Below are 18,610 nucleotides of genomic sequence, written 5' to 3'. Positions count from 1 at the left end.
GCGAGGACACTCTTGGTTCACAAGAAATCAGAACGTAGAGCGATCGATGGGCCTCTGCCGCCCGAATACATGGAGGCACTTAATCTAGTTGTTAAGCTTGTTTCCGCCCGCATCGATGGCGAGCCCGGGCGCATGAAGGCGGCAAATGACAGTTTGATGGCCGATCTCCTTGGTGATGATCCGCTCCCGGTACCCTTGTCACCGGTTGACCAATCTGTCGTCAGGTTGCTTCATGGCCTTCTAGAACTAATGCAGGTGCCAAACCGTTTCAATGCTATGGCAACGATGGTGAAGCTCTACCCGTGGGGAGGGAAGATTTCTCGTTCGCAGCATTTGGAAAATTGCTACTACCTGATCGTGCACGAAACGTACATTTTAGAGGAGCGTCTCAAGGTCTTCCTGAACGCGCTGATCGATTGTGCAAAGGTGCGTTCGCTTCATGTGGACTTATCGCCTATCGGTAGAATGATCACCAAGCTGCATCAGGGATTTTTCGGGAAGATGGTGGCAGCGAGAGGCATTCACGTACATCAGCAGTCGAACGTTCCCAGAGAGATCAAGCGCATCGGAATGCTCGAACTCCTCTTGATGGGGAAGGGGGAGGAAACTGAGGAGGCGCCATGGAGGGTGTTGCAGCGTTTAGCGTTTGCTGAAGCCCGGAAGCGGTGGGTAACGAATGCCGATGATGCAGCTAAAGCCGCGCAGTACATCATCGGTCGTTTGCTGGTTCAGACGCAGCTGGTCTGGCGGACGGTTATCCAGGAGGAGCTTGACAAGGTACAAGGCACCGAATCTGAGCGATCTAGACCCCGTAACTGATCGCCTCAATCATCTTTACCCGATCCTGAAGCGGCCCCTCCGGCATGATGCCGTAGCGACCGGTCGTCGTCGCCTTGGCATGACCGAGCAACACGCCATGCTGTTCGTCTAGGTATCCAGCGGCCCGGAAAGCGTCCGCGACGCCATGCCGGAAGCTGTGGAAATTGTGCCGCTTGTCCGTCTTGACGCCAATCCGCTTGAAGTAGCCCGCAAAGAACCGTGAGGGCGTCCGCGAGAAGAATCCCCGGGTGTCCGGCTTCAACTCAGGGAATAGTTGGGCCTCGCCGCGCGCGGCCATGGCCGCATGATAGTCGAGGAAGCCCAGCTTGATCAGCTCGCTATGGACCGGCACCACGCGCTGACTGCCGTCTGTCTTGGTCGACTTAAGCCGCGAGCCTTCGCGGGTGACGTGGAAAATCCAGACGCCATGGAGCTGGCGAACGTCCGCCGTCATCAACTGCGCCAGCTCGCCCAACCGGGCGCCAGTATAGATCGCGATCAGCGGCAACCAATAACGCCAATCTCTGATCTCAACGTCGCCGGGCTTGTGCTCCTGATCGTCGCCAGCGCAGCGCGTGAGCAGCGGCGAAGTGAAGATGGTCCGCAACTGTTCGTCCGAATAGGGGAACACCTTCTGCTTTTTCTTGTCGATCGCGAGGAACATGCCCCGGATCACGTCCTGCTCTATGAACTCATTGTTGAGCAGCCACTCGCAAAAGCCCGCGATGGCGGACAGATAGCGGTTGGTGGTGTTCTCGCTGATCGTCGGTTTGCCGATCGTCTTGTTTGCCTCAATGATCTTCCGGAAAGTCATGCCCTCGAATTCTTTGATCTTGAGGGCCTTCACAGGCCATGAGGAGAGGGCGTGTTTCCAGTCGCGGACGGCCTTCCGGGTGATGGCTGTGACGTGCGAGGTCTCGCCGATGAACTCAAAGAACAGCCCGACGATCACGCGGTTTTGCGTCCAGGTGTCGAGGCTGACGGAGGCCTTCTTTTCGCTTTCGAACCGGTCATAGAGTTCCCAAAGGCTTTCGCCGGGCGCCGCCTTCTTACGGCCCGCCGTGGGGTCTGCTGGTGCCACCGCCGAATCAGTAGGGGTGCCGGACCAGTTGCCCTGGTCGCGCTCCGCTGAACGTTCCAGCGCCTGAATTTCCGCCCGCTGTAGCTTCTGGCAGAGATCGCGGTAAGCCGGGGAGCCCTTTTCAATGAGCAGCCGTTCCTGCTCAATCACCGCGTCCGCCGCCCATTCGATCGCGCCGGTCTCGCCCGTGGCGAGATGCTTGCGGACCTGGGCCAGCTTGATCGCCCGCCGCTTCTGCGCATAGGCGGGTGCATCCTTCATCACCATCAGGTCCACGGCCGCGCCGAGCTGAACCGCCGGATCGTCGGACCAAGGCACCGCCCCAGCGGTAATGTCGGCCATCAACTGATTCTTGGCTGTCTCAACCTGGGCCGATGTCGGCATGGCCGCACGCTCGCGGCGGTCGTATTCCAGGGCGGCTTCATAGTGGCGCCAGACGGCCGCCTGTAGGTCCCCGGGCGTCGGCTCTTGCCGCTGGGCCAGCTCTTCAAACTGCGCTCTGTACTTCGCCAGAATGGGCAGTGCGGCGATGCGTGCCGCCTTCGGTTCCCGAACCCCGGTGCTCTTCCAAATCTCTTTCTTGCCGACGATGGACTGAAGCTTTTTGGGGACTGCGAGCCGAACGTAATAAACGGCGGAGCCGCCCCGCCGTTGGATGTTTGAAGCCAGTCCCATTAGCCCCTCGTAATACGAAGTCGTAACAGTTGATGGGGCTATCAGTAGCCAATAAGCCTTTGTGATTCAATCGTTTATTGATTTTGTTGGGTTTTTGGTAGGGGCAGAACCAATCCAGCTGCCCCGACCAGTGATTTCAAACACTTACGGCAAGACAGGAACGTCCGGCCTTCCCGGCAAATTCGAATTGGGAAGATGCCGGGGACGAGGCCGTCTGCCGCAGCCCTGATCGTTCGCCGCCATCGCGATCAATCTGCTGGAGGCTCAACGACGATCAGCTTGGCTTTGCCAAAATATTTGGCGATGCAATCCGTATTCACCATCACGTCGGCACTCAGCAGCAGAGACGGCGTCCATCGATGCTTCGGCACTGTCACGACCGAAGCGCCGGTGGTTGCAAGAAGCCGGTGCCGCGCGACTGTTTCCCGCCAGTACGGGTACAGGCTCGATCCTTCCGCGTAGACCAGGAACGCCGTTTTGCTAAGCAGGAGCAATGCAGCGACAAGAAAAGCCAGGGTGACGGGAAGGGGTCCCGAGCTGAGGGACGAGATGGTCGTGCTCTGCGCAATCATCCGCTCCAGCGGACTGCGATAGGTTCGGACCAGTAAGGAAGCAGACAGGCCGGAGCCGAAAAGAAGCAGGATCAGCGCCTGGTTTTGCGCCCGTTCAACCAACCGAATCCCCGTCGAATAATAGTGCGCGAAGTATTCGAGGTAGCAACAGGCCAGACAGAGAACGATGATGCCGGGCGCCAGGAAGCGCGCACGGGGATGAGCGGCCTCGGACCGATCAGGGATTGCGTACGTCAAGGCGGCGACGGCGACCAGCCAAGCGATCACCGCGGGTTCGCGCAGGAATTGTCCGAATTGCACCATCCCGAAACGCAGCCCCTCGAGGAGCGAATGGCCGATATGACCCCGGTCGGCGAACTGCGCCATACGTGCGCTGTTACCTTGGGCTGCAACAACGATCACCCAGCCGGCCGTGACGGCAATTGCGATCAGCGCGTGAGCACCGATCTGCATCTTCTGCTCGAGCATGCGACGCGCGACGGTTGAGCCCACGAGAATCGCGACGAGCCATATGCCCGTATACTCGTTGCACAGAGCTGCAACGAAGCCGCCGGCCGCCATCCAAAGGATCGCAGCGGACGAAAACTCCATCTTGCTGTCGAGGGCCCGAAGGCATTCAGCCAAAATCAGGATGCAAACGATCGCGGGGGGCACGTAGCAGGCCACGCCGGGCAGCCAGTAGAGCAGATCACGTACGCTCGTCGAAGCACCCAGCACCGCAGCAGCGAAAACGAGACCGAGGAAAATCGATGGCAGCCCGCGAATGCGCGGCCATGCACGCGCGACCGCGGCCATGCAGCCGGCGAGGAAAGCAACTGCGCCTGTTGCCATGGTCAGAGAATAGGCCGACAGCAGACTTAGGCCTGTCGCTTGCGAGATGGCAGCAGGAACGTCGATGAGACCATAGGCTACGATCCGACCTCCGAGCTCCCCGTAAAAGCCCCGGATCGAGGTCAGCCCCTGCTCGAGATAACGGTGTGAAAAGCAGAAGTCGTCGTGCTGCGGGTCCGCAAGGACCGTCAACACGAGGAAGAAGAGCACGAAAAGCGCGGGCGGGAGGGCAGCAAGAACCCAAGGCCACCGAGCTCGGTCGTAGTGCCGCCCCATTAAATTTCCCAACGAGTCATAGAAGGAATTTATCAAGAATCGGCGGCAATCGATAGACGAACTCCCGCGGGACGCAAGCGGCATTCCACATGGCGTTCCTTATGAAGGTTTCCGCCACGCCCCCTGCGGGAACTGGCGGATTTGGCCGGCGGCAGAAACATGACACGGCAGCTTCTATGGCGCCACAGCCGCGGATCAGAATAACAGCCAATCGGCGAGGCGCCAGGCGATCCAGGCGAGGGCGCAGATCCAGCCCAGCATGACGATCCCCGCGACGCCAAGTCCGCACAGTGCGAACAGCGAGTTTTCGGGCTCCGGCGCCTCCGGGAGTTTCTCGGTCGTATCGATCTGGCTCACAGTGTCCCCCTGCCTTGCGGCCCGTTGTTCATTGGTCTCTTCTCGCTCGACGAAATTCACCGACCGCGCTCCAGCTCACACGGACGTGAGACGAGATGACCGTCCATCCATGACACGCGCGCCGATCGTTGGCGCGCGCCGGTGCCCTGGACGGATGGGAAAACGCTGCAACGCGCCGTGCGGCGATTGGTTGCTGCCGTCCGGCTCGGAAAATGCGTACCGGATCGAATTTTTCACGCTGCCGGCGCCTGCTTTGCAGGCCCGGCGCGTTGAAGGAGCGGATAGGGCGCGCAACCGGCGCTGCACCCGGGATCTCCTTCAGCGAGGGTTTTCATGTCGATCAGCGCGATTGCATCAGCCAGTGCGGCGGTAACGACGTCCCCGTCCACCGCGACGTCGTCGGCCTCATCGACCACGGCGGCATCGTCGACGTCGGCGGCATCGGCGACGTCCTCGACGTCGGAGACGTCATCGTCGCAATCGGCGGGGGGAAGTTCGGGATCGGGAGGCAGTGGCAATTCGGCGAAGACCGTCGTCAGCGAGGTCTCCATCACCATCGACGGCGTCACCACCACCACGACCACCTATTCCGACGGTACGACCGAGGTCGAGACGTCCGTGAGCGCGCAAGGCAGTCAAGGCAATCAGGCCGGACAGACCTACAATGCGCAAGGATCGCTCGGCACCAACGCCACGAGCGCATCCGACAGCACGTCCAGCGCCAGCGCCAGCGCCGCCGCCGTCTAGCCGGGCTCGATCGCCGCAGCGGGCCGCGCGGCGTATGCGTGCTGAAAAGCTTGCGCGGCTCGCGCCTGACCCCGGCCTGAAGACGTTTCGTTCGTTCCTTGCGCAGCACGACTTCCGCACGATTTTTCAAGGCATTGGCGCGGGCGGGCCAGCGCAAAATTACCAAAGATTCATCGAACCTTTGGCTGTCGCCACAGACATATGGATGTTGGGGATTTCAGCGCCCAATACCTAACGGACGCCGCCAAGCGATAATATTCCGCTTGTGCGGCGTTGCGCTTTTCAGGCGTCACGTTCTTCAGAATTGGCCAATCAGCCCGACGCGTGCCAGCCGGACGGAAACGGCACGAACGGCCAGACCGTCTGGTTGTCGTTGGCGGCCTTTGGCGGCTCATGAGCTGACGTCCCGACGGCCGGGACGGGCGGGGTCGATCGCACCGCCAAGCGCAGACATGCACACTGCAAATTCATTTTCAAAAATTCCAGGTTCTCTAAAAACGCGACGTCATTTCAAATTCATGACGCGTCCCGAAAATGGCGCGCCTGTTCTCAAATCACGCTTGCATTGTAGAAAAACCGGCGCCGGCTTTCAACCAGTCCGGCGACCGATTCACGACAGGTAAGGTTGATGGGTTAGGTTAAGGGCGAGCGGTTGTTGCGGCCACTTTGGCGACTGTTATCAGATTGGCGCCGGCGCGCGATGGGCTGCCTGGAATCCGTGCTCACACGAGATCACAGTTCGTCGCGGCGCGCGTATCCTGTGAGTTCTGCGTCATGTCTTTCGATCGCAACTTCAAAACCGTCAGTCCGCAGTCGAGCTGGACCGAAATCTGGCACCTCTGGACCGTGATCGTGCCGCGCCGCTCGATCAATGGGCAGCTCGTTTATGGCAAGGTCTGGCGCCGGCACGACGGCCGCGACTGGATCTACAGGAAATTCACCGAGTTCGACGGCGAAGAGGCGGCCTGAAGCGATGCGATCGTAAATCGTCATCCCTCATTCAGGTTGGTGCCTGCACGCGCGGCAGCGGCAATTTGAAGTGACGTTTTGCGTAAGCGATGATCTCGCTGTCGGAGGGATGATCGGCCGCCTCCACTGCGGCAATCCGCTTGGCGACATCTGGCGCGTGGGCGCGGATGTGGCTGGCGAGTTCGGTCTTCGCGTTGGCCGGGCCGAGGATCAGGACTTCGCCGGCATCGGCGAGGGCTTTGGTCACCTCAGCGTAGAACGTCTTGTCGGGCGCGGCATGGCCGCTGCCGATCTCATTGGCCTTGTGATGGAGGTGGCGCGTCGCCAGATGCGGATGCAGCGTGATTTCGTCGGAGCCGCTCAGGCCGAGATGGAAGATCCGGGCCTGCGAGTGGTCGATCCATACCACGGCGTGAAAATGAGAGGGCATGTGCTTTGGCCTTGTCCGGGAGGAGGCGCCGACGTCGGTGCGGCGGCGCGAGTCGCGGCGACACTAGGTCGGCCGGCACCGGCCCTGGTTGACGCAGGTCAATCCGATCCCGGCCGAACCGGCCGCGGAACGGCCCACCTGGACGAGCGGACGTTCCGGCTTAGGCGGCCTTCGCCTCTGCTGCCGGCTTGGCCGGCGGCGGCTTCAGCGGCTTGTCCTGCTTCTTCGACCACGAGATGTAATAGGCCACGGTCGTCATGATCGCGATGCCGGCGATGCTGACGAAGAGCTGCGCGAATAGCGAGCCCGAGCTCATCGACAGCTCGAAATGGCCGACGAAGGACAGGAACACGCCGACGCAGAACACCGCGAGTGACTGCTGGCCGCACACGATCAGAGGGTCGAACACCTTCCACTCCAGGCCCGGCCAGTCCTTCGGCACGAAGCGGATCACCAGGATCACGATCACGACGAAATGGAGGAAGCGGTAAGGCGCGAGGTTGGTCTTGTCGTTCGGGTTGAAGGCCGAGAACAGCCATTCCGGGAACATGCCGCCGAAGGCGGGGAAGCGGCCAGCCATGGTCATGATCAGCGCGAACAGCATATAACCGAGACAAAGCCACAGCGTGATCGGCGAATTGATCAGCGTCATCGAGCGCCGAGCGCCGCCCATCGCGCACCAGGCGCCGAACACGAACAGCACCTGCCAGCAATACGGGTTGAAGTACCACTGGCCGGCCGGATAGGCGGTCAGATTCCAGCCGAACTGGCGCGCGGCGAGCCACAGCACGATCGACAGCGCCATCGTCAGGTCGGGCTTGCGCAGCATGAACCACAGCACCGGCGGAAACAGGCCCATCAGCACGATGTACAGCGGCAGCACGTCGAGATTGAGCGGCTTGAAGCGCAGGAACAGGCCCTGGCGCAGCGTCTCGGTAGCGTTGTCGACGAGGCCGGCGACGTTGAACTCGTTGATCATCTCTGAATCGCCGAAGCGCAGCGCCAGATAGCTGATCGAGGCGATGTAGATCACGAACAGGATGATGTGGGCGACGTAGAGCTGCCATACCCGCTTGGTCAGGCGCGTGGCGCCGACGATGAAGCCGCGGTCCAGCATCATCCGCGCATAGACGAAGGAGGCGGTGTAGCCGGAGATGAAGACGAACAGGTCGGCCGCGTCGGAGAAGCCGTAGTTGCGGGTCGTGATCCAGTTCACGACGTTTTCGGGGATGTGGTCGAGGAAAATCGCCCAGTTCGCGACGCCGCGAAACAGGTCGAGCCTGAGATCACGGCCCTTTTCGGGGAGCGTGGCGTTGATGTTCAGGAAGGCCATGCGACGGGAGCTCTCGGAGGGGACAAATGCGCTGATGTCGGCGAGGCAGTGCGGCCGGGCGGAATCCCGGCGCGGAAGGCGGGTACGGAATTGTCACGGTGCAGCATAATGACTATACCGTCGGTGAGGGTGACCGGGGGGCCGGAATCACCGATCAGTTCCCGATCGGTGTCTCTATACTATCCCTGAGGTTTCCACCAACTGCCACCCTGACGCATCGAAATCGAACGAAAAGACAAAAAGGCCCGGACGACCCATGACCGCACGCATTTTCAAGCCCGCCAAGAACGCGATGCAATCCGGCCGGTCCAAGACCCGGGAATGGCAGCTCGACTACGAGCCGGAGCAGCCGCGCGCGGTCGAGCCGCTGATGGGCTGGACCTCGTCCGGCGACATGAAGCAGCAGATCACGCTGCGCTTCCAAAGCAAGGAAGAGGCGGTCGCCTATTGCGAGCGCAAGGGCATCGCCTACCAGGTGATCGAGCCCCAGGATTCGATCCGCCGGCCGGTTGCCTATGCCGACAATTTCTCGTTCCGGCGCGGCGAGCCCTGGACGCATTAAAGACCATTCTCGTCCAAGACGTCGTCATGCCCGGGCTTGTCCCGGGCATCCACGTTTTGGCGGGAGGGTGAAGAACGTGGCTGGCCGGGACATGGGCGAGCGGAAGCGACGCCGTCCTTCGGACGGCTGCGGCCGGCCATGGCGAGAGGCAGCCGGCCGTCGAGGCCCTTGGCAGCAATTCCACCCCATGCTTCGCTGCCGCGCATGACAGGCTCAGGGCGAGGTGGGGTATGGCCGGGCGTGACCAGCTCGACGGCGTCGATCTGAAGATCTTATCCGAGCTCCAGCAGGACGGGCGGGTGCGCAACAACGAGCTGGCGCTACGCGTCGGCGTGTCCGCGCCGAACTGCCTGCGGCGGTTGAAGTCGCTGTTCAGCCGCGGCGTGATCCGGGCGGTGCGCGCCGTCATCGACGAGCGGCTGCTCGGCTATGAGGTGGTGTCGTTCGTCTCGATCCAGCTCGGCAGCCAGGCCCAGCCGGTGCTGGAGGCGTTCGAGGGCTCGATCGCCGCGATCCCGCGCATCCAGCAGTGCTGGCGCATTTCGGGCGACACCGATTATCTCCTGAAATGCGTCGCGCCGAGCGTCGAGAGCATGCGCCAGCAGCTGCTGCACTTCGCCGCGATGCCTGATGTCAAGAACGTCCGCAGCTTCCCCGTGTTGGGCGTCGCGAAGGACGTGCCGCTGCCGTTGCAGGCGGTCGCGGCGCCGGCAGGATAGGGGGACGCCCTTGCGTGGATCGATCGGGAATTTCACAAAAGCCGAATACTGACACATTAGTATCTCACCTAACTGTGACATGTGATTTGGGAAGTCCTGCCGGGGCCGCGGCCTCGCGCAGGCCTTAGCGGTACCGTCCGCGAAACTCGCGCGGCGAGGCGCCGGTCCAGCTGCGGAAGGCGCGCGAGAAGCTCTTCTCGTTGCGGAAGCCGGCGATCTCCGCGATCCGCTTGATCGGGGTGCGGCCACGCATCAGCTCCTGCTTGGCGAGCTCGAACTTCGCTTCTTCCTTGAGATCGCGCAGCGAGGTCGCCTCCTCGCGCAGGCGCCGGTGCATGGTGCGGGTGGAGAGCGCCAGCTCGCTTGCGACATCCTCGGCGCCGAGACTGCGTCCGCGCGCGTTGCGCAGCACGCGACGCACGCGCTCGACCAGCAGCCGGTCGCGCCGATAGGGCAGCACGGTCAGCCTCAGCGCGCCCTTGAGCATGTTGTCGAGATCGGCCGGGCTGCGCGTGAGCGGCAGCGAAAGATAGTGCTTGTCGAACACGATGCGGGCGCCATCCGCATCAAAGCTCAAATGCCTGCAGAAGATCGTCGGATAGACCGAGACGTGGCCCGGCTCGGAAAAGGGAAACTCGGCCGCGCGCAGCGCGATCGCGGAATCGACCGCCCAGCAGGAGAAGCCGAGGACATAGCGGAGCAGGGTGACGAGGCAGAATTCGCGCAAATGGCCGAGATCGCGCTGCTCGCGAAGGGAGATGGTCGCAGTCTCATCACCAAGCGAGAGCTCGAACAGCACGTCCTCGGTCAGCAGGCGATGATGCCGGCACCAGCGTTTGAGCGCGACTTCGAGATTGGGGGCCGTGATCGAGGCGCGGCACAGCATGCCATAGGTTCCCCAAGGCAGCCGGCGCGAGAACCAGCCGAGCGCCTCGTCGTCGAGCTCGCGCATGGCGTGGCCGGCCAGCGCCTCGAACTGGGCCGCCGTCACCCGTCCGTCCTGGGATCGAACGAGGTCCTCGGTGACCTGCCCCTTGCCCAATGCTTCGGCCGGATCCCGCCCGTAAAGGGCATAAGCGGCAACCACGCCGCGGACGAAGGCGGCTGGGGTCATGGCGCGGCGCGGCGTCGCGGTTGCGGCTTGGGACGGCATGAAAAATCCTCGCCAAACTTGGCGGAAAATGCAACCTTTTCGACCGCCAGGACGCCTGGGCGGGGGTAGGTTCGGACCCGACAAGAATACGGAGGAATCGCCTTGAACATCCCGAGCATCGATTTCGATCTGGGCGAAGACATCAGCATGCTGCGCGACACGCTGCGCGCCTTCGTGGAGGCGGAGATCGCCCCGCGCGCCGCCGAGATCGAGAAGGCCAACCTGTTCCCGGCGGACCTCTGGAAGCGCCTTGGCGACCTCGGCCTGCTCGGCATGACCGCGCCGGAGCAATATGGCGGCTCCAACATGGGCTATCTCGCCCATATCGTCGCCATGGAGGAGATTTCGCGCGGCTCCGCAGCCGTGGGTCTTTCCTACGGCGCCCACTCCAACCTCTGCGTCAACCAGATCCGCCGCAACGGCAATGACGCGCAGCGGCAGCGTTATCTGCCCAAGCTGATCTCCGGCGAGCATGTCGGCGCGCTCGCGATGTCCGAGCCCGGTGCCGGCTCCGACGTCGTCTCGATGAAACTGCGCGCCGACAAGCGCGGCGACCGCTACGTGCTCAACGGCTCCAAGATGTGGATCACCAATGGCGGCGACGCCGATGTACTGGTCGTCTACGCCAAGACCGATCCGGAGGCCGGCCCGCGCGGCATGACCGCCTTCCTGGTCGAGAAAGGCTTCAAGGGGTTCACCCACGGCCAGCATCTCGACAAGCTCGGCATGCGCGGCTCCAACACCTATCCGCTGTTCTTCGATGAATGCGAGGTGCCGGAAGAGAACGTGCTCGGCAAGGCGGGCGAGGGCGTCAAGGTGCTGATGTCCGGCCTCGACTATGAGCGCACGGTGCTGTCGGGCGGCCCGCTCGGGATCATGGCGGCCTGCATGGACGCGGTGGTGCCCTACATGCACGAGCGCAAGCAATTCGGCCAGCCGATCGGCGACTTCCAGCTGATGCAGGGCAAGCTCGCCGACATGTATGCGACCTGGCAGGCCACGCGCGCCTATGTCTATGCGGTGGGGCGCGCCTGCGACCGCGCCGACCACGCGCGGACCCTGCGCAAGGATGCCGCGGCGGCGATCCTCTATTCCGCCGAGAAGGCGACGTGGATGGCGGGCGAGGCGATCCAGGCGCTCGGCGGCGTCGGCTACACATCCGAATTTCCGGTTGGACGTCTGTGGCGCGACGCCAAGCTCTACGAGATCGGCGCGGGTACATCCGAGGTCCGCCGCATGCTGATCGGCCGCGAGCTGATGGCCGAGACGGCGTAAGTCCGGCGCAATTGAAATTGCCGCGGTCCAACCTGGCCGCCGTCTCTCACCAGATCACCAGAAACGCGGGACAACATGCCGCTCCATTCCAGCATCGATCCGTCTTCATCAGACTTTGCGCGCAATTCCGAGGCCATGCGCTCCCTTGTCGCAGACTTGCGCGAAAAGCTCAGTCAGGTTGCCGGCGGCGGCGGCGAGGTCTCGCGCAACCGCCACACCTCGCGCGGCAAGATGCTGGCGCGCGAGCGCGTTGACCTGCTGGTCGATCCCGGGACCTCGTTTCTGGAGCTGTCGCCGCTGGCGGCCTACGGCCTCTATGGCGGTGACGTGCATTCGGCGAGCGTCGTCACGGGGGTGGGGTGCATCTCGGGCCGCGAATGCGTGATCGTCGCCAACGACGCCACCATCAAGGGCGGCACCTATTACCCCATGACCGTGAAGAAGCATCTACGCGCGCAGGACATCGCGCGGCAGAACAATCTCCCCTGCGTCTACATGGTGGATTCCGGCGGCGCCTTCCTGCCGCTCCAGGACGAGATCTTTCCGGACGAGCGCCATTTCGGCCGCATCTTCTACAACCAGGCGCAGATGTCGTCGCTAGGCATCCCGCAGATCGCGATCGTGATGGGCTCCTGTACCGCCGGCGGCGCCTATGTGCCTGCGATGTCGGACGAGAGCATCATCGTGCGCAACCAGGGCACCATCTTCCTCGGCGGCCCGCCGCTGGTGAAGGCGGCGACCGGCGAGGTCGTGACCGCGGAGGAGCTCGGCGGCGCCGACGTGCATTCGCGGCAATCAGGCGTGACCGATCACTACGCCCAGAACGACGCCCATGCGATCGGCATCGCCCGGCGCATCGTCGGCACCTTGAAGCCGTCGAGCCGGCCGAACCTCAACATGCATCCGCCGCGCGATCCGCTGTTCGCTGCGGAGGAAATCTACGGCGTGGTGCCCGTCGACGGCAGGAAGCCGTTCGACGTGCGCGACATCATCGCCCGCGTCGTGGACGGGTCGGAGTTCGACGAGTTCAAGAAGCTCTACGGCACGACGCTGGTGTGCGGCTTCGCCCATATCTGGGGCTATCCGGTCGGCATCATCGCCAATAACGGCATCCTGTTCAGCGAGAGCTCGCTGAAGGGGGCGCATTTCATCGAGCTGTGCTGCCAGCGCGGCATTCCGCTGGTGTTCCTGCAGAACATCACCGGCTTCATGGTCGGCAAGAAATACGAGGCCGGCGGCATCGCGCGCGACGGCGCCAAGCTGGTGACGGCGGTCGCGACCGCCTCGGTGCCGAAATTCACCGTGGTGATCGGCGGCTCCTACGGCGCCGGCAATTACGGCATGTGCGGCCGCGCCTACTCGCCGCGCTTCCTGTGGATGTGGCCGAACGCGCGCATCTCGGTGATGGGCGGCGAGCAGGCCTCGATGGTGCTGAGCCAGGTCCGGCGCGACAATATCGAGGCCAGGGGCGATAGCTGGTCCAAGGACGAGGAAGATAAATTCCGCGAGCCGATCCGCGCGCAATATGAGAGCCAGGGCCATCCCTATTACGCGACCGCGCGGCTGTGGGACGACGGCGTGATCGACCCGGCCGACACCAGGCTCGTGCTCGGCCTCGGCCTCTCGGCGGCGTCGAATGCGCCGATCGAGCCCACGAAATTCGGCCTGTTCAGGATGTGATGCGATGGACCGCTCAAAGCTCTACCGGCGTTTTCGCACCCTTCTGATCGCCAACCGCGGCGAGATCGCCTGCCGCGTCATCCGCACCGCGCGCGCCATGGGCCTGCGCACGGTTGCGGTCTATTCCGAGGCCGACCGCGACGCGATGCATGTCGCGCTCGCCGACGAGGCCGTGCTGCTGGGGCCTGCACGGGCCCGCGACAGCTATCTGAACGTCGAGCGGCTGATCGAGGCCGCGCGAAAGACCGGCGCGGAGGCCGTGCATCCCGGCTACGGCTTCCTGTCGGAGAATGCCGAGTTTGCGCATGCCTGCCTCGATGCGGGGCTGGTCTTCGTGGGGCCGACCGCCGGAATGATGACGGCGATGGGCTCGAAGTCCGGCTCGAAAGCGCTGATGGAGAAGGCCGGCGTGCCGCTGGTGCCCGGCTATCACGGCGAAGCCCAGGACGAGGCGACGCTGGCGAAGGCGGCGGACAAGATCGGCTTCCCCATTCTGGTGAAGGCGTCCGCCGGCGGCGGCGGCCGCGGCATGCGCATCGTGCGCTCGGCCGCCGAGCTTGGGCCTGCGATCGTCAGCGCCAAGCGCGAGGCCAAGGCCGCGTTCGGCGACGACCGCATGCTGATCGAGAAATATGTCGACAATCCCCGGCATATCGAGGTGCAGATCATCGGCGACAGCCACGGCAACCTGCTCTCGCTGTTCGAGCGCGAATGCACGCTCCAGCGCCGGCACCAGAAGGTGATCGAGGAGGCGCCGTCGCCAACCCTCAATGCGTCACAGCGCGAGACGGTCTGCGCCGCGGCGCGCAAGGCGGCGGGCGCGGTGAACTATGTCGGCGCCGGCACGATCGAGTTCGTCTCCGACGGCAAGGACGTGTTCTTCATCGAGATGAACACGCGCCTTCAGGTCGAGCATCCCGTGACCGAGCTGATCACGGGGATCGATCTCGTCGAATGGCAGCTGCGTGTCGCCTTCGGCGAGGCGCTGCCGCTCAGGCAGGATGAGATCCGCCTCAACGGCCACGCGGTCGAGGCGCGCGTCTACGCCGAGAATCCGACCAAGAACTTCATGCCCTCGGTCGGCAGGATCTCGACCTGGCGGCTGCCGGCGGAAACCGGGGGCCTCCGCATCGATGCCGGCTATCGCGAAGGCGACAGCGTCTCGCCCTATTACGATGCGATGCTGGCCAAGATGATCGCGTGGGCACCGACGAGGGATGTCGCGATCGAGCGGCTGAACCGCGGACTGGAGGACTCCGACGTCCGCGGCATCGTCACCAATATCCCGTTCCTGTCGGCGCTGATCACGCATCAAAAAGTGCGGGCGAATGCGATCGACACCGGCTTCATCGAGCGCGAGCTGGCGGTGCTGACGCAGGCCACGCCGGCGCCCGGCGAGCTCGAGCTGTGTGCTGCGGTCGCCGCTGTTGTCAACGACGAGCGGCAGGCAGCGCAAGTGGGCGCGCATTCGCCGTGGCAGACCTTTGGTTGGATGCCGGTCGGCCGCCGTCAGCGTCATTTTGCCTTCCGCGCCGGACATGGTGTTGGTCATGGCGTTGGTCATGGGCCCGAGCAGAAGATCACGCTGAACTATGGCAGCGGCCCGTCGACGCTGGTGATCGGCGACCGCGAGCTGGCATTCGCGATTGCACCGAAGGATGGCGGCTTCGATCTGACGCTCGACGGCGTCAAATCGGCCGTCGCGGCCGTGATCGACGGCCATGAGCTGTACCTGCGTACGCGCAACGGCCGCTTCGACCTGCATTGGGTCGATCCGTTCGGCGGCGAGACCGAGGAGCAGGCCGGCGCGGACAAGATCGCGGCACCCTTGCCCGGTACGGTCGTCGCCGTGCTGGCCGAGGAGGGCGCAACGCTGGAGAAGGGCGCGCCGATCCTCACCCTCGAAGTGATGAAGATGGAGCAGACGCTGCGCGCGCCCTATGCCGGCGTGCTGACGTCGATCAAGTGCAAGGTCGGCGACATCGTGCAGGAAGGCGTCGAGCTCGCCGTGGTCGAGCCGTCGGGAGAATGAGATGAGCGATCCGGTCCGCATCATCGAAATGGGGCCGCGCGACGGCCTCCAGAACGAGAAGATGCCCGTCAGCGTCGAGGCCCGCATCGCCTTCGTCGAGGCGCTGGTCGGAGCCGGCCTCAATACGGTGGAGGTCGGCGCCTTCGTCTCGCCCAAGGCGATCCCGCAGATGGCAAGCTCCGATGCCGTGCTGCGCGGCGTTGCCCACATGACTGGCGCCGAATTCCACGTGCTGGTGCCGAACGAGAAGGGCTATGACGCCGCGCGCGCCGCGGGCGCGAAAGTGGTCTCCGTGTTCGCGGCGGCCTCCGAGGGCTTTTCCCGGGCCAACATCAACTGCACGGTCGCGGAATCCATCGAGCGGTTCAAGCCGGTGCTGGCACGCGCCAAGGCCGACGGCGTCAAAGTGCGCGGCTATATCTCCTGCGTGCTGGGCTGTCCGTTCGACGGCGAGATCAAGCCGAAGGCCGTTGCCGATCTTGCGAAGACATTATGGGACCTCGGCTGCTACGAGATCTCGCTCGGCGACACCATCGGCGTCGGCACGCCTGATAAGGCGAAGGAGATGCTGCGCGCGGTCAGTGGCAACATTCCCGCCGCCAAACTCGCGATGCATTTCCATGACACCTACGGCCAGGCGCTCGCCAATCTCTATGCCGGGCTGGAGGAGGGTGTCCGTGTCATCGATGCGGCTGCGGGCGGCCTCGGCGGCTGCCCCTATGCCCCCGGCGCGACCGGCAATGTCGCGACCGAGGACGTCGTCTACATGCTCGAAGGTATGGGTATCAGCACCGGCGTCGATATGGACCGGCTGCTGGCCGCCACGAACGAGATGAGTGCCGTGCTGGGCAAGCCGCCCGTGAGCCGCGTGGCGTCTGCACTGAACGCCAAGAAGAAGCGGGTAGCTTCGTAAAGTCGCTGTCATTGCGAGCCAACGGGTCCGCGCAAAGCGCGGCCCGATGACAGGCTCCGCGAAGCAATCCAGAATCCCGCCGCGGAAATAGTCTGGATTGCTTCGTCGCACCAGCGCAAAATTGCCTTGCAATTTTGTCGCGGGCTCCTCGCAATGACGACTGAGAGAGCTTTCGTCAGGCGGCCTTCAGGCCAACATCAGGCAAACGCGGACGGTTCTTGAGTGCCTTGACCATCATGGCCTCGACCTCGGCCTTCTCCTGCGGCAGCAGTGCGAGGCGCGGCGGACGGGTCAGCGCGGTGCCGCGGCCCATGATGTGCTCGCACAGCTTGATGCACTGGACGAGGTCCGGGCGCGCGTCGAGATGCAAGAGCGGCATGAACCATTCGTAGAGCGGCATCGCCTCGGCATAGCGACCGGCCTTGGCCAAGCGAAACAGCGTCTCGCCCTCGCGCGGGAAGGCGTTCGACATGCCGGAGACCCACCCCACCGCGCCCATGGCGACGCTCTCGACGATGACGTCGTCGAGGCCTGCGAACAGCACGAAGCGGTCGCCGACCATGTTCCTTGTGTCGATGAAGCGCCTTGTGTCGCCGGAGGAATCCTTGAAGCAGACGACCGTCTCGACGTCGGCGAGCGAAGCCAGGATGTCGGGGGTGACGTCGTTCTTGTAGATCGGCGGATTGTTGTAGAGCATTACGGGCAGGTCCGTCGCGGTAGCGACGGCGCGGAAATGCGCGGCGGTCTCGTGCGGCTTCGACGAATAGACCAGCGCCGGCATCACCATGACGCCGTCGATTCCGACGCGCGCGGCTTCCTTCGCCGTCTCGACCGCGAAGGCCGTGGTGAATTCGGCGATGCCGCACAGCACGGGCACGCGGCCGGCAGCGACGGATTTCGCCGTCTCCATGATCGCGACCTTCTCCTTGCGCTCCAGCGAGGTGTTCTCACCGACGGAGCCGCAGACGATCAGGCCGGAGACGCCGTCACGGATCAGCCCGTCCATCACCTTCGCGGTCGCATCGATGTCGAGCGAGAGATCGTCGTGGAATTGCGTGGTGACGGCCGGGAAGACGCCTTCCCAGGTAACGCGGCGGCTCATGGTCTAACTCCAAGCGAATCTGACGTGTGAATTTGGCGTGTGATTTGGCCGGCGGGGGGCTGGATCCGCCGGCCGTGGTGAAGAGGATGGGGGATCAGAGCGTGGCGCCGACCTTGCGCAATTCGGCGAGGACCGGAGCCTTGGGCAGCCAGATCTTGTCGAACTCGGCAATGACCGCCTCGGTGTCGCCGGCCGGGACCTGACGGATCGGGATCGGCGCGTTCTTGAAGTTCTCGATCAGGGCCGGCTCGTTGCCGGCGAGCTCGTCGATCTGCGCGTCGAGTGTGGTTTTGATCGTCTTGGTGATCAGCTCGCGGTCGGCGGCCGGCAGCGTCTGCCAGACCCGTCCCGAGACCACCGCAGCCATCGGCATGAAGACGGCGTTCATCTGGAGGATGACCTTCGAGACCTTGTCGAAGCGCTGGTTCCAGGAGAATTCGAGATCGGCCTCGAGGCCGTCGACCTGGCCGTTGGCCATGGCGTCGAACACCTGGGGCGTCGGGATCGGCGTCGGCGCGGCACCGAGCGAGGAATAGAAATCGCGATAGACCGGCGTCGGGTTGATGCGCAGCTTCATGCCCTTGATGTCGGCGAGCGAGGTCAGGTCCTTGGACGAGAACACCGCGCGCATGCCGGTGATGCCCCAGCCGAGCCCGATCGTGCCGGTCTCCTGCGGCAGCACGTCGAACAGCTTCACCGCCGCCGGATGCCGCACGAATTTCGCCACCGCCGGCGTCGAGCGGACGATGTAGGGCGCATTGATCGCGGCGATGTGCGGCACGCGCGAGCCGAGCTCGGCGGCCTGGATGAAGCCCATGTCGAGCGCACCGGACTGCAATTGCTGCATCATCGCGGGCTCGTTGCCGAGCTGGCCGGAATGGAACACGGTCAGCGTCAGGCGACCGTTGGTGGCTGCCTTGAGGTCATCGCCGAATTTGATCGCGGCCTTGTTCCAGGAATGGCCGTTCGGCGTGATCAGGCCGAGGCGGAATTCCTTGGCCTGGGCGAGCGCCAGCGACGGCGCGAACACCGATGCGGCTGCGCTGGCGGCGAGAAAGCGGCGACGTGAAAGCAACATGGTCGG

The 18,610-nt window shown here is 63.8% G+C and carries 18 protein-coding genes; 9 read left to right on the top strand and 9 right to left on the bottom strand.

Annotated features, from left to right (window positions below; translation table 11 throughout):
* The first annotated feature begins 12 nt into the window (after nt 1-12).
* Nucleotides 13-819, top strand: coding sequence for a hypothetical protein (locus BM118_RS03515; RefSeq protein WP_143099413.1), 807 nt, complete (start codon nt 13-15; stop codon nt 817-819).
* Here the strand turns inward: BM118_RS03515 and BM118_RS03510 are convergent.
* The 4 genes from BM118_RS03510 to BM118_RS42155 form a co-directional block, all read right to left on the bottom strand.
* The gene (locus BM118_RS03510; RefSeq protein ID WP_092182252.1) at nt 803-2,575 is read right to left on the bottom strand and encodes a site-specific integrase; all 1,773 of its coding nucleotides are present in this window, start codon (nt 2,573-2,575) and stop codon (nt 803-805) included. The two genes, BM118_RS03515 and BM118_RS03510, sit on opposite strands and share 17 nt — an antisense overlap.
* 248 nt (nt 2,576-2,823) lie before the next feature.
* Entirely contained in the window at nt 2,824-4,188 is a 1,365-nt protein-coding gene (locus BM118_RS03505; RefSeq protein ID WP_143099412.1) for a DUF6056 family protein, read from the bottom strand.
* Nucleotides 4,189-4,449: 261 nt separating this feature from the next.
* On the bottom strand, nt 4,450-4,671 hold the full coding sequence (locus tag BM118_RS03500; RefSeq protein WP_092182247.1) for an RNA-binding protein: 222 nt from the start codon (nt 4,669-4,671) through the stop codon (nt 4,450-4,452).
* A 173-nt stretch (nt 4,672-4,844) separates the two neighbouring features.
* Nucleotides 4,845-5,189 carry a hypothetical protein gene (locus BM118_RS42155; protein WP_244550042.1) on the bottom strand — a complete coding sequence of 115 codons (345 nt, stop codon included), beginning with the start codon at nt 5,187-5,189 and terminating at the stop codon, nt 4,845-4,847.
* A 40-nt stretch (nt 5,190-5,229) separates the two neighbouring features.
* On the opposite strand from BM118_RS42155, the gene BM118_RS42520 reads away from it, so the two are divergent.
* Together BM118_RS42520 and BM118_RS03490 are read left to right on the top strand one after the other, a co-directional pair.
* On the top strand, nt 5,230-5,358 hold the full coding sequence (locus BM118_RS42520; RefSeq protein ID WP_283806350.1) for a hypothetical protein: 129 nt from the start codon (nt 5,230-5,232) through the stop codon (nt 5,356-5,358).
* A gap of 774 nt (nt 5,359-6,132) precedes the next feature.
* Nucleotides 6,133-6,327, top strand: coding sequence for a hypothetical protein (locus tag BM118_RS03490; protein WP_092182243.1), 195 nt, complete (start codon nt 6,133-6,135; stop codon nt 6,325-6,327).
* A 31-nt stretch (nt 6,328-6,358) separates the two neighbouring features.
* Here the strand turns inward: BM118_RS03490 and BM118_RS03485 are convergent, their stop codons facing one another.
* Both BM118_RS03485 and BM118_RS03480 read right to left on the bottom strand, forming a co-directional pair.
* Nucleotides 6,359-6,757: a translational machinery protein gene (locus BM118_RS03485; RefSeq protein WP_092182241.1), complete on the bottom strand. Its 399-nt coding sequence runs from the start codon at nt 6,755-6,757 to the stop codon at nt 6,359-6,361.
* Nucleotides 6,758-6,917: 160 nt separating this feature from the next.
* Entirely contained in the window at nt 6,918-8,090 is a 1,173-nt protein-coding gene (locus BM118_RS03480; RefSeq protein WP_092182239.1) for an OpgC domain-containing protein, read from the bottom strand.
* A gap of 256 nt (nt 8,091-8,346) precedes the next feature.
* Between BM118_RS03480 and BM118_RS03475 the strand changes: the two genes are divergently transcribed.
* Both BM118_RS03475 and BM118_RS03470 read left to right on the top strand, forming a co-directional pair.
* The gene (locus BM118_RS03475) at nt 8,347-8,652 is read left to right on the top strand and encodes an ETC complex I subunit (RefSeq protein WP_092182237.1); all 306 of its coding nucleotides are present in this window, start codon (nt 8,347-8,349) and stop codon (nt 8,650-8,652) included.
* 230 nt (nt 8,653-8,882) lie between these two features.
* Entirely contained in the window at nt 8,883-9,371 is a 489-nt protein-coding gene (locus BM118_RS03470) for an Lrp/AsnC family transcriptional regulator (protein WP_092182235.1), read from the top strand.
* Between the two features lie 124 nt (nt 9,372-9,495).
* Here the strand turns inward: BM118_RS03470 and BM118_RS03465 are convergent, their stop codons facing one another.
* Nucleotides 9,496-10,524 (bottom strand): AraC family transcriptional regulator, encoded by a 1,029-nt coding sequence (locus tag BM118_RS03465; RefSeq protein WP_092182233.1) that lies wholly within the window; start codon nt 10,522-10,524, stop codon nt 9,496-9,498.
* Between the two features lie 147 nt (nt 10,525-10,671).
* On the opposite strand from BM118_RS03465, the gene BM118_RS03460 reads away from it, so the two are divergent.
* From BM118_RS03460 to BM118_RS03445, 4 genes are all read left to right on the top strand, one after another.
* The gene (locus BM118_RS03460; protein ID WP_092184241.1) at nt 10,672-11,799 is read left to right on the top strand and encodes an isovaleryl-CoA dehydrogenase; all 1,128 of its coding nucleotides are present in this window, start codon (nt 10,672-10,674) and stop codon (nt 11,797-11,799) included.
* A 75-nt stretch (nt 11,800-11,874) separates the two neighbouring features.
* Nucleotides 11,875-13,479 (top strand): carboxyl transferase domain-containing protein, encoded by a 1,605-nt coding sequence (locus tag BM118_RS03455; RefSeq protein WP_092182231.1) that lies wholly within the window; start codon nt 11,875-11,877, stop codon nt 13,477-13,479.
* A 4-nt stretch (nt 13,480-13,483) separates the two neighbouring features.
* Nucleotides 13,484-15,511 (top strand): acetyl/propionyl/methylcrotonyl-CoA carboxylase subunit alpha, encoded by a 2,028-nt coding sequence (locus tag BM118_RS03450; RefSeq protein WP_177233986.1) that lies wholly within the window; start codon nt 13,484-13,486, stop codon nt 15,509-15,511.
* Nucleotide 15,512: 1 nt separating this feature from the next.
* Nucleotides 15,513-16,424, top strand: a complete 912-nt coding sequence (locus tag BM118_RS03445) for a hydroxymethylglutaryl-CoA lyase (RefSeq protein WP_092182227.1) — start codon at nt 15,513-15,515, stop codon at nt 16,422-16,424.
* 175 nt (nt 16,425-16,599) lie between these two features.
* Here the strand turns inward: BM118_RS03445 and BM118_RS03440 are convergent, their stop codons facing one another.
* Together BM118_RS03440 and BM118_RS03435 are read right to left on the bottom strand one after the other, a co-directional pair.
* On the bottom strand, nt 16,600-17,526 hold the full coding sequence (locus BM118_RS03440) for a dihydrodipicolinate synthase family protein (protein ID WP_092182225.1): 927 nt from the start codon (nt 17,524-17,526) through the stop codon (nt 16,600-16,602).
* 94 nt (nt 17,527-17,620) lie between these two features.
* On the bottom strand, nt 17,621-18,604 hold the full coding sequence (locus BM118_RS03435; protein WP_092182223.1) for a TRAP transporter substrate-binding protein: 984 nt from the start codon (nt 18,602-18,604) through the stop codon (nt 17,621-17,623).
* Nucleotides 18,605-18,610 lie beyond the last annotated feature (6 nt).

This window comes from Bradyrhizobium sp. cf659 (assembly GCF_900113725.1).
GTDB lineage: Bacteria > Pseudomonadota > Alphaproteobacteria > Rhizobiales > Xanthobacteraceae > Bradyrhizobium.
This window is presented reverse-complemented; position numbering and strand designations above follow the sequence as displayed.

What these genes read in the sequence shown, in the direction of transcription:
- BM118_RS03465 (WP_092182233.1), bottom strand. Translation starts at nt 10,524, where the DNA reads ATGCCGTCCCAAGCCGCAACCGCGACGCCGCGCCGCGCCATGACCCCA.
- BM118_RS03435 (WP_092182223.1), bottom strand. Translation starts at nt 18,604, where the DNA reads ATGTTGCTTTCACGTCGCCGCTTTCTCGCCGCCAGCGCAGCCGCATCG.
- BM118_RS03485 (WP_092182241.1), bottom strand. Translation starts at nt 6,757, where the DNA reads ATGCCCTCTCATTTTCACGCCGTGGTATGGATCGACCACTCGCAGGCC.
- BM118_RS03455 (WP_092182231.1), top strand. Translation starts at nt 11,875, where the DNA reads ATGCCGCTCCATTCCAGCATCGATCCGTCTTCATCAGACTTTGCGCGC.
- BM118_RS03470 (WP_092182235.1), top strand. Translation starts at nt 8,883, where the DNA reads ATGGCCGGGCGTGACCAGCTCGACGGCGTCGATCTGAAGATCTTATCC.
- BM118_RS03440 (WP_092182225.1), bottom strand. Translation starts at nt 17,526, where the DNA reads ATGAGCCGCCGCGTTACCTGGGAAGGCGTCTTCCCGGCCGTCACCACG.
- BM118_RS03475 (WP_092182237.1), top strand. Translation starts at nt 8,347, where the DNA reads ATGACCGCACGCATTTTCAAGCCCGCCAAGAACGCGATGCAATCCGGC.
- BM118_RS03445 (WP_092182227.1), top strand. Translation starts at nt 15,513, where the DNA reads ATGAGCGATCCGGTCCGCATCATCGAAATGGGGCCGCGCGACGGCCTC.
- BM118_RS03490 (WP_092182243.1), top strand. Translation starts at nt 6,133, where the DNA reads ATGTCTTTCGATCGCAACTTCAAAACCGTCAGTCCGCAGTCGAGCTGG.
- BM118_RS03480 (WP_092182239.1), bottom strand. Translation starts at nt 8,090, where the DNA reads ATGGCCTTCCTGAACATCAACGCCACGCTCCCCGAAAAGGGCCGTGAT.
- BM118_RS03450 (WP_177233986.1), top strand. Translation starts at nt 13,484, where the DNA reads ATGGACCGCTCAAAGCTCTACCGGCGTTTTCGCACCCTTCTGATCGCC.
- BM118_RS03510 (WP_092182252.1), bottom strand. Translation starts at nt 2,575, where the DNA reads ATGGGACTGGCTTCAAACATCCAACGGCGGGGCGGCTCCGCCGTTTAT.
- BM118_RS03460 (WP_092184241.1), top strand. Translation starts at nt 10,672, where the DNA reads ATGCTGCGCGACACGCTGCGCGCCTTCGTGGAGGCGGAGATCGCCCCG.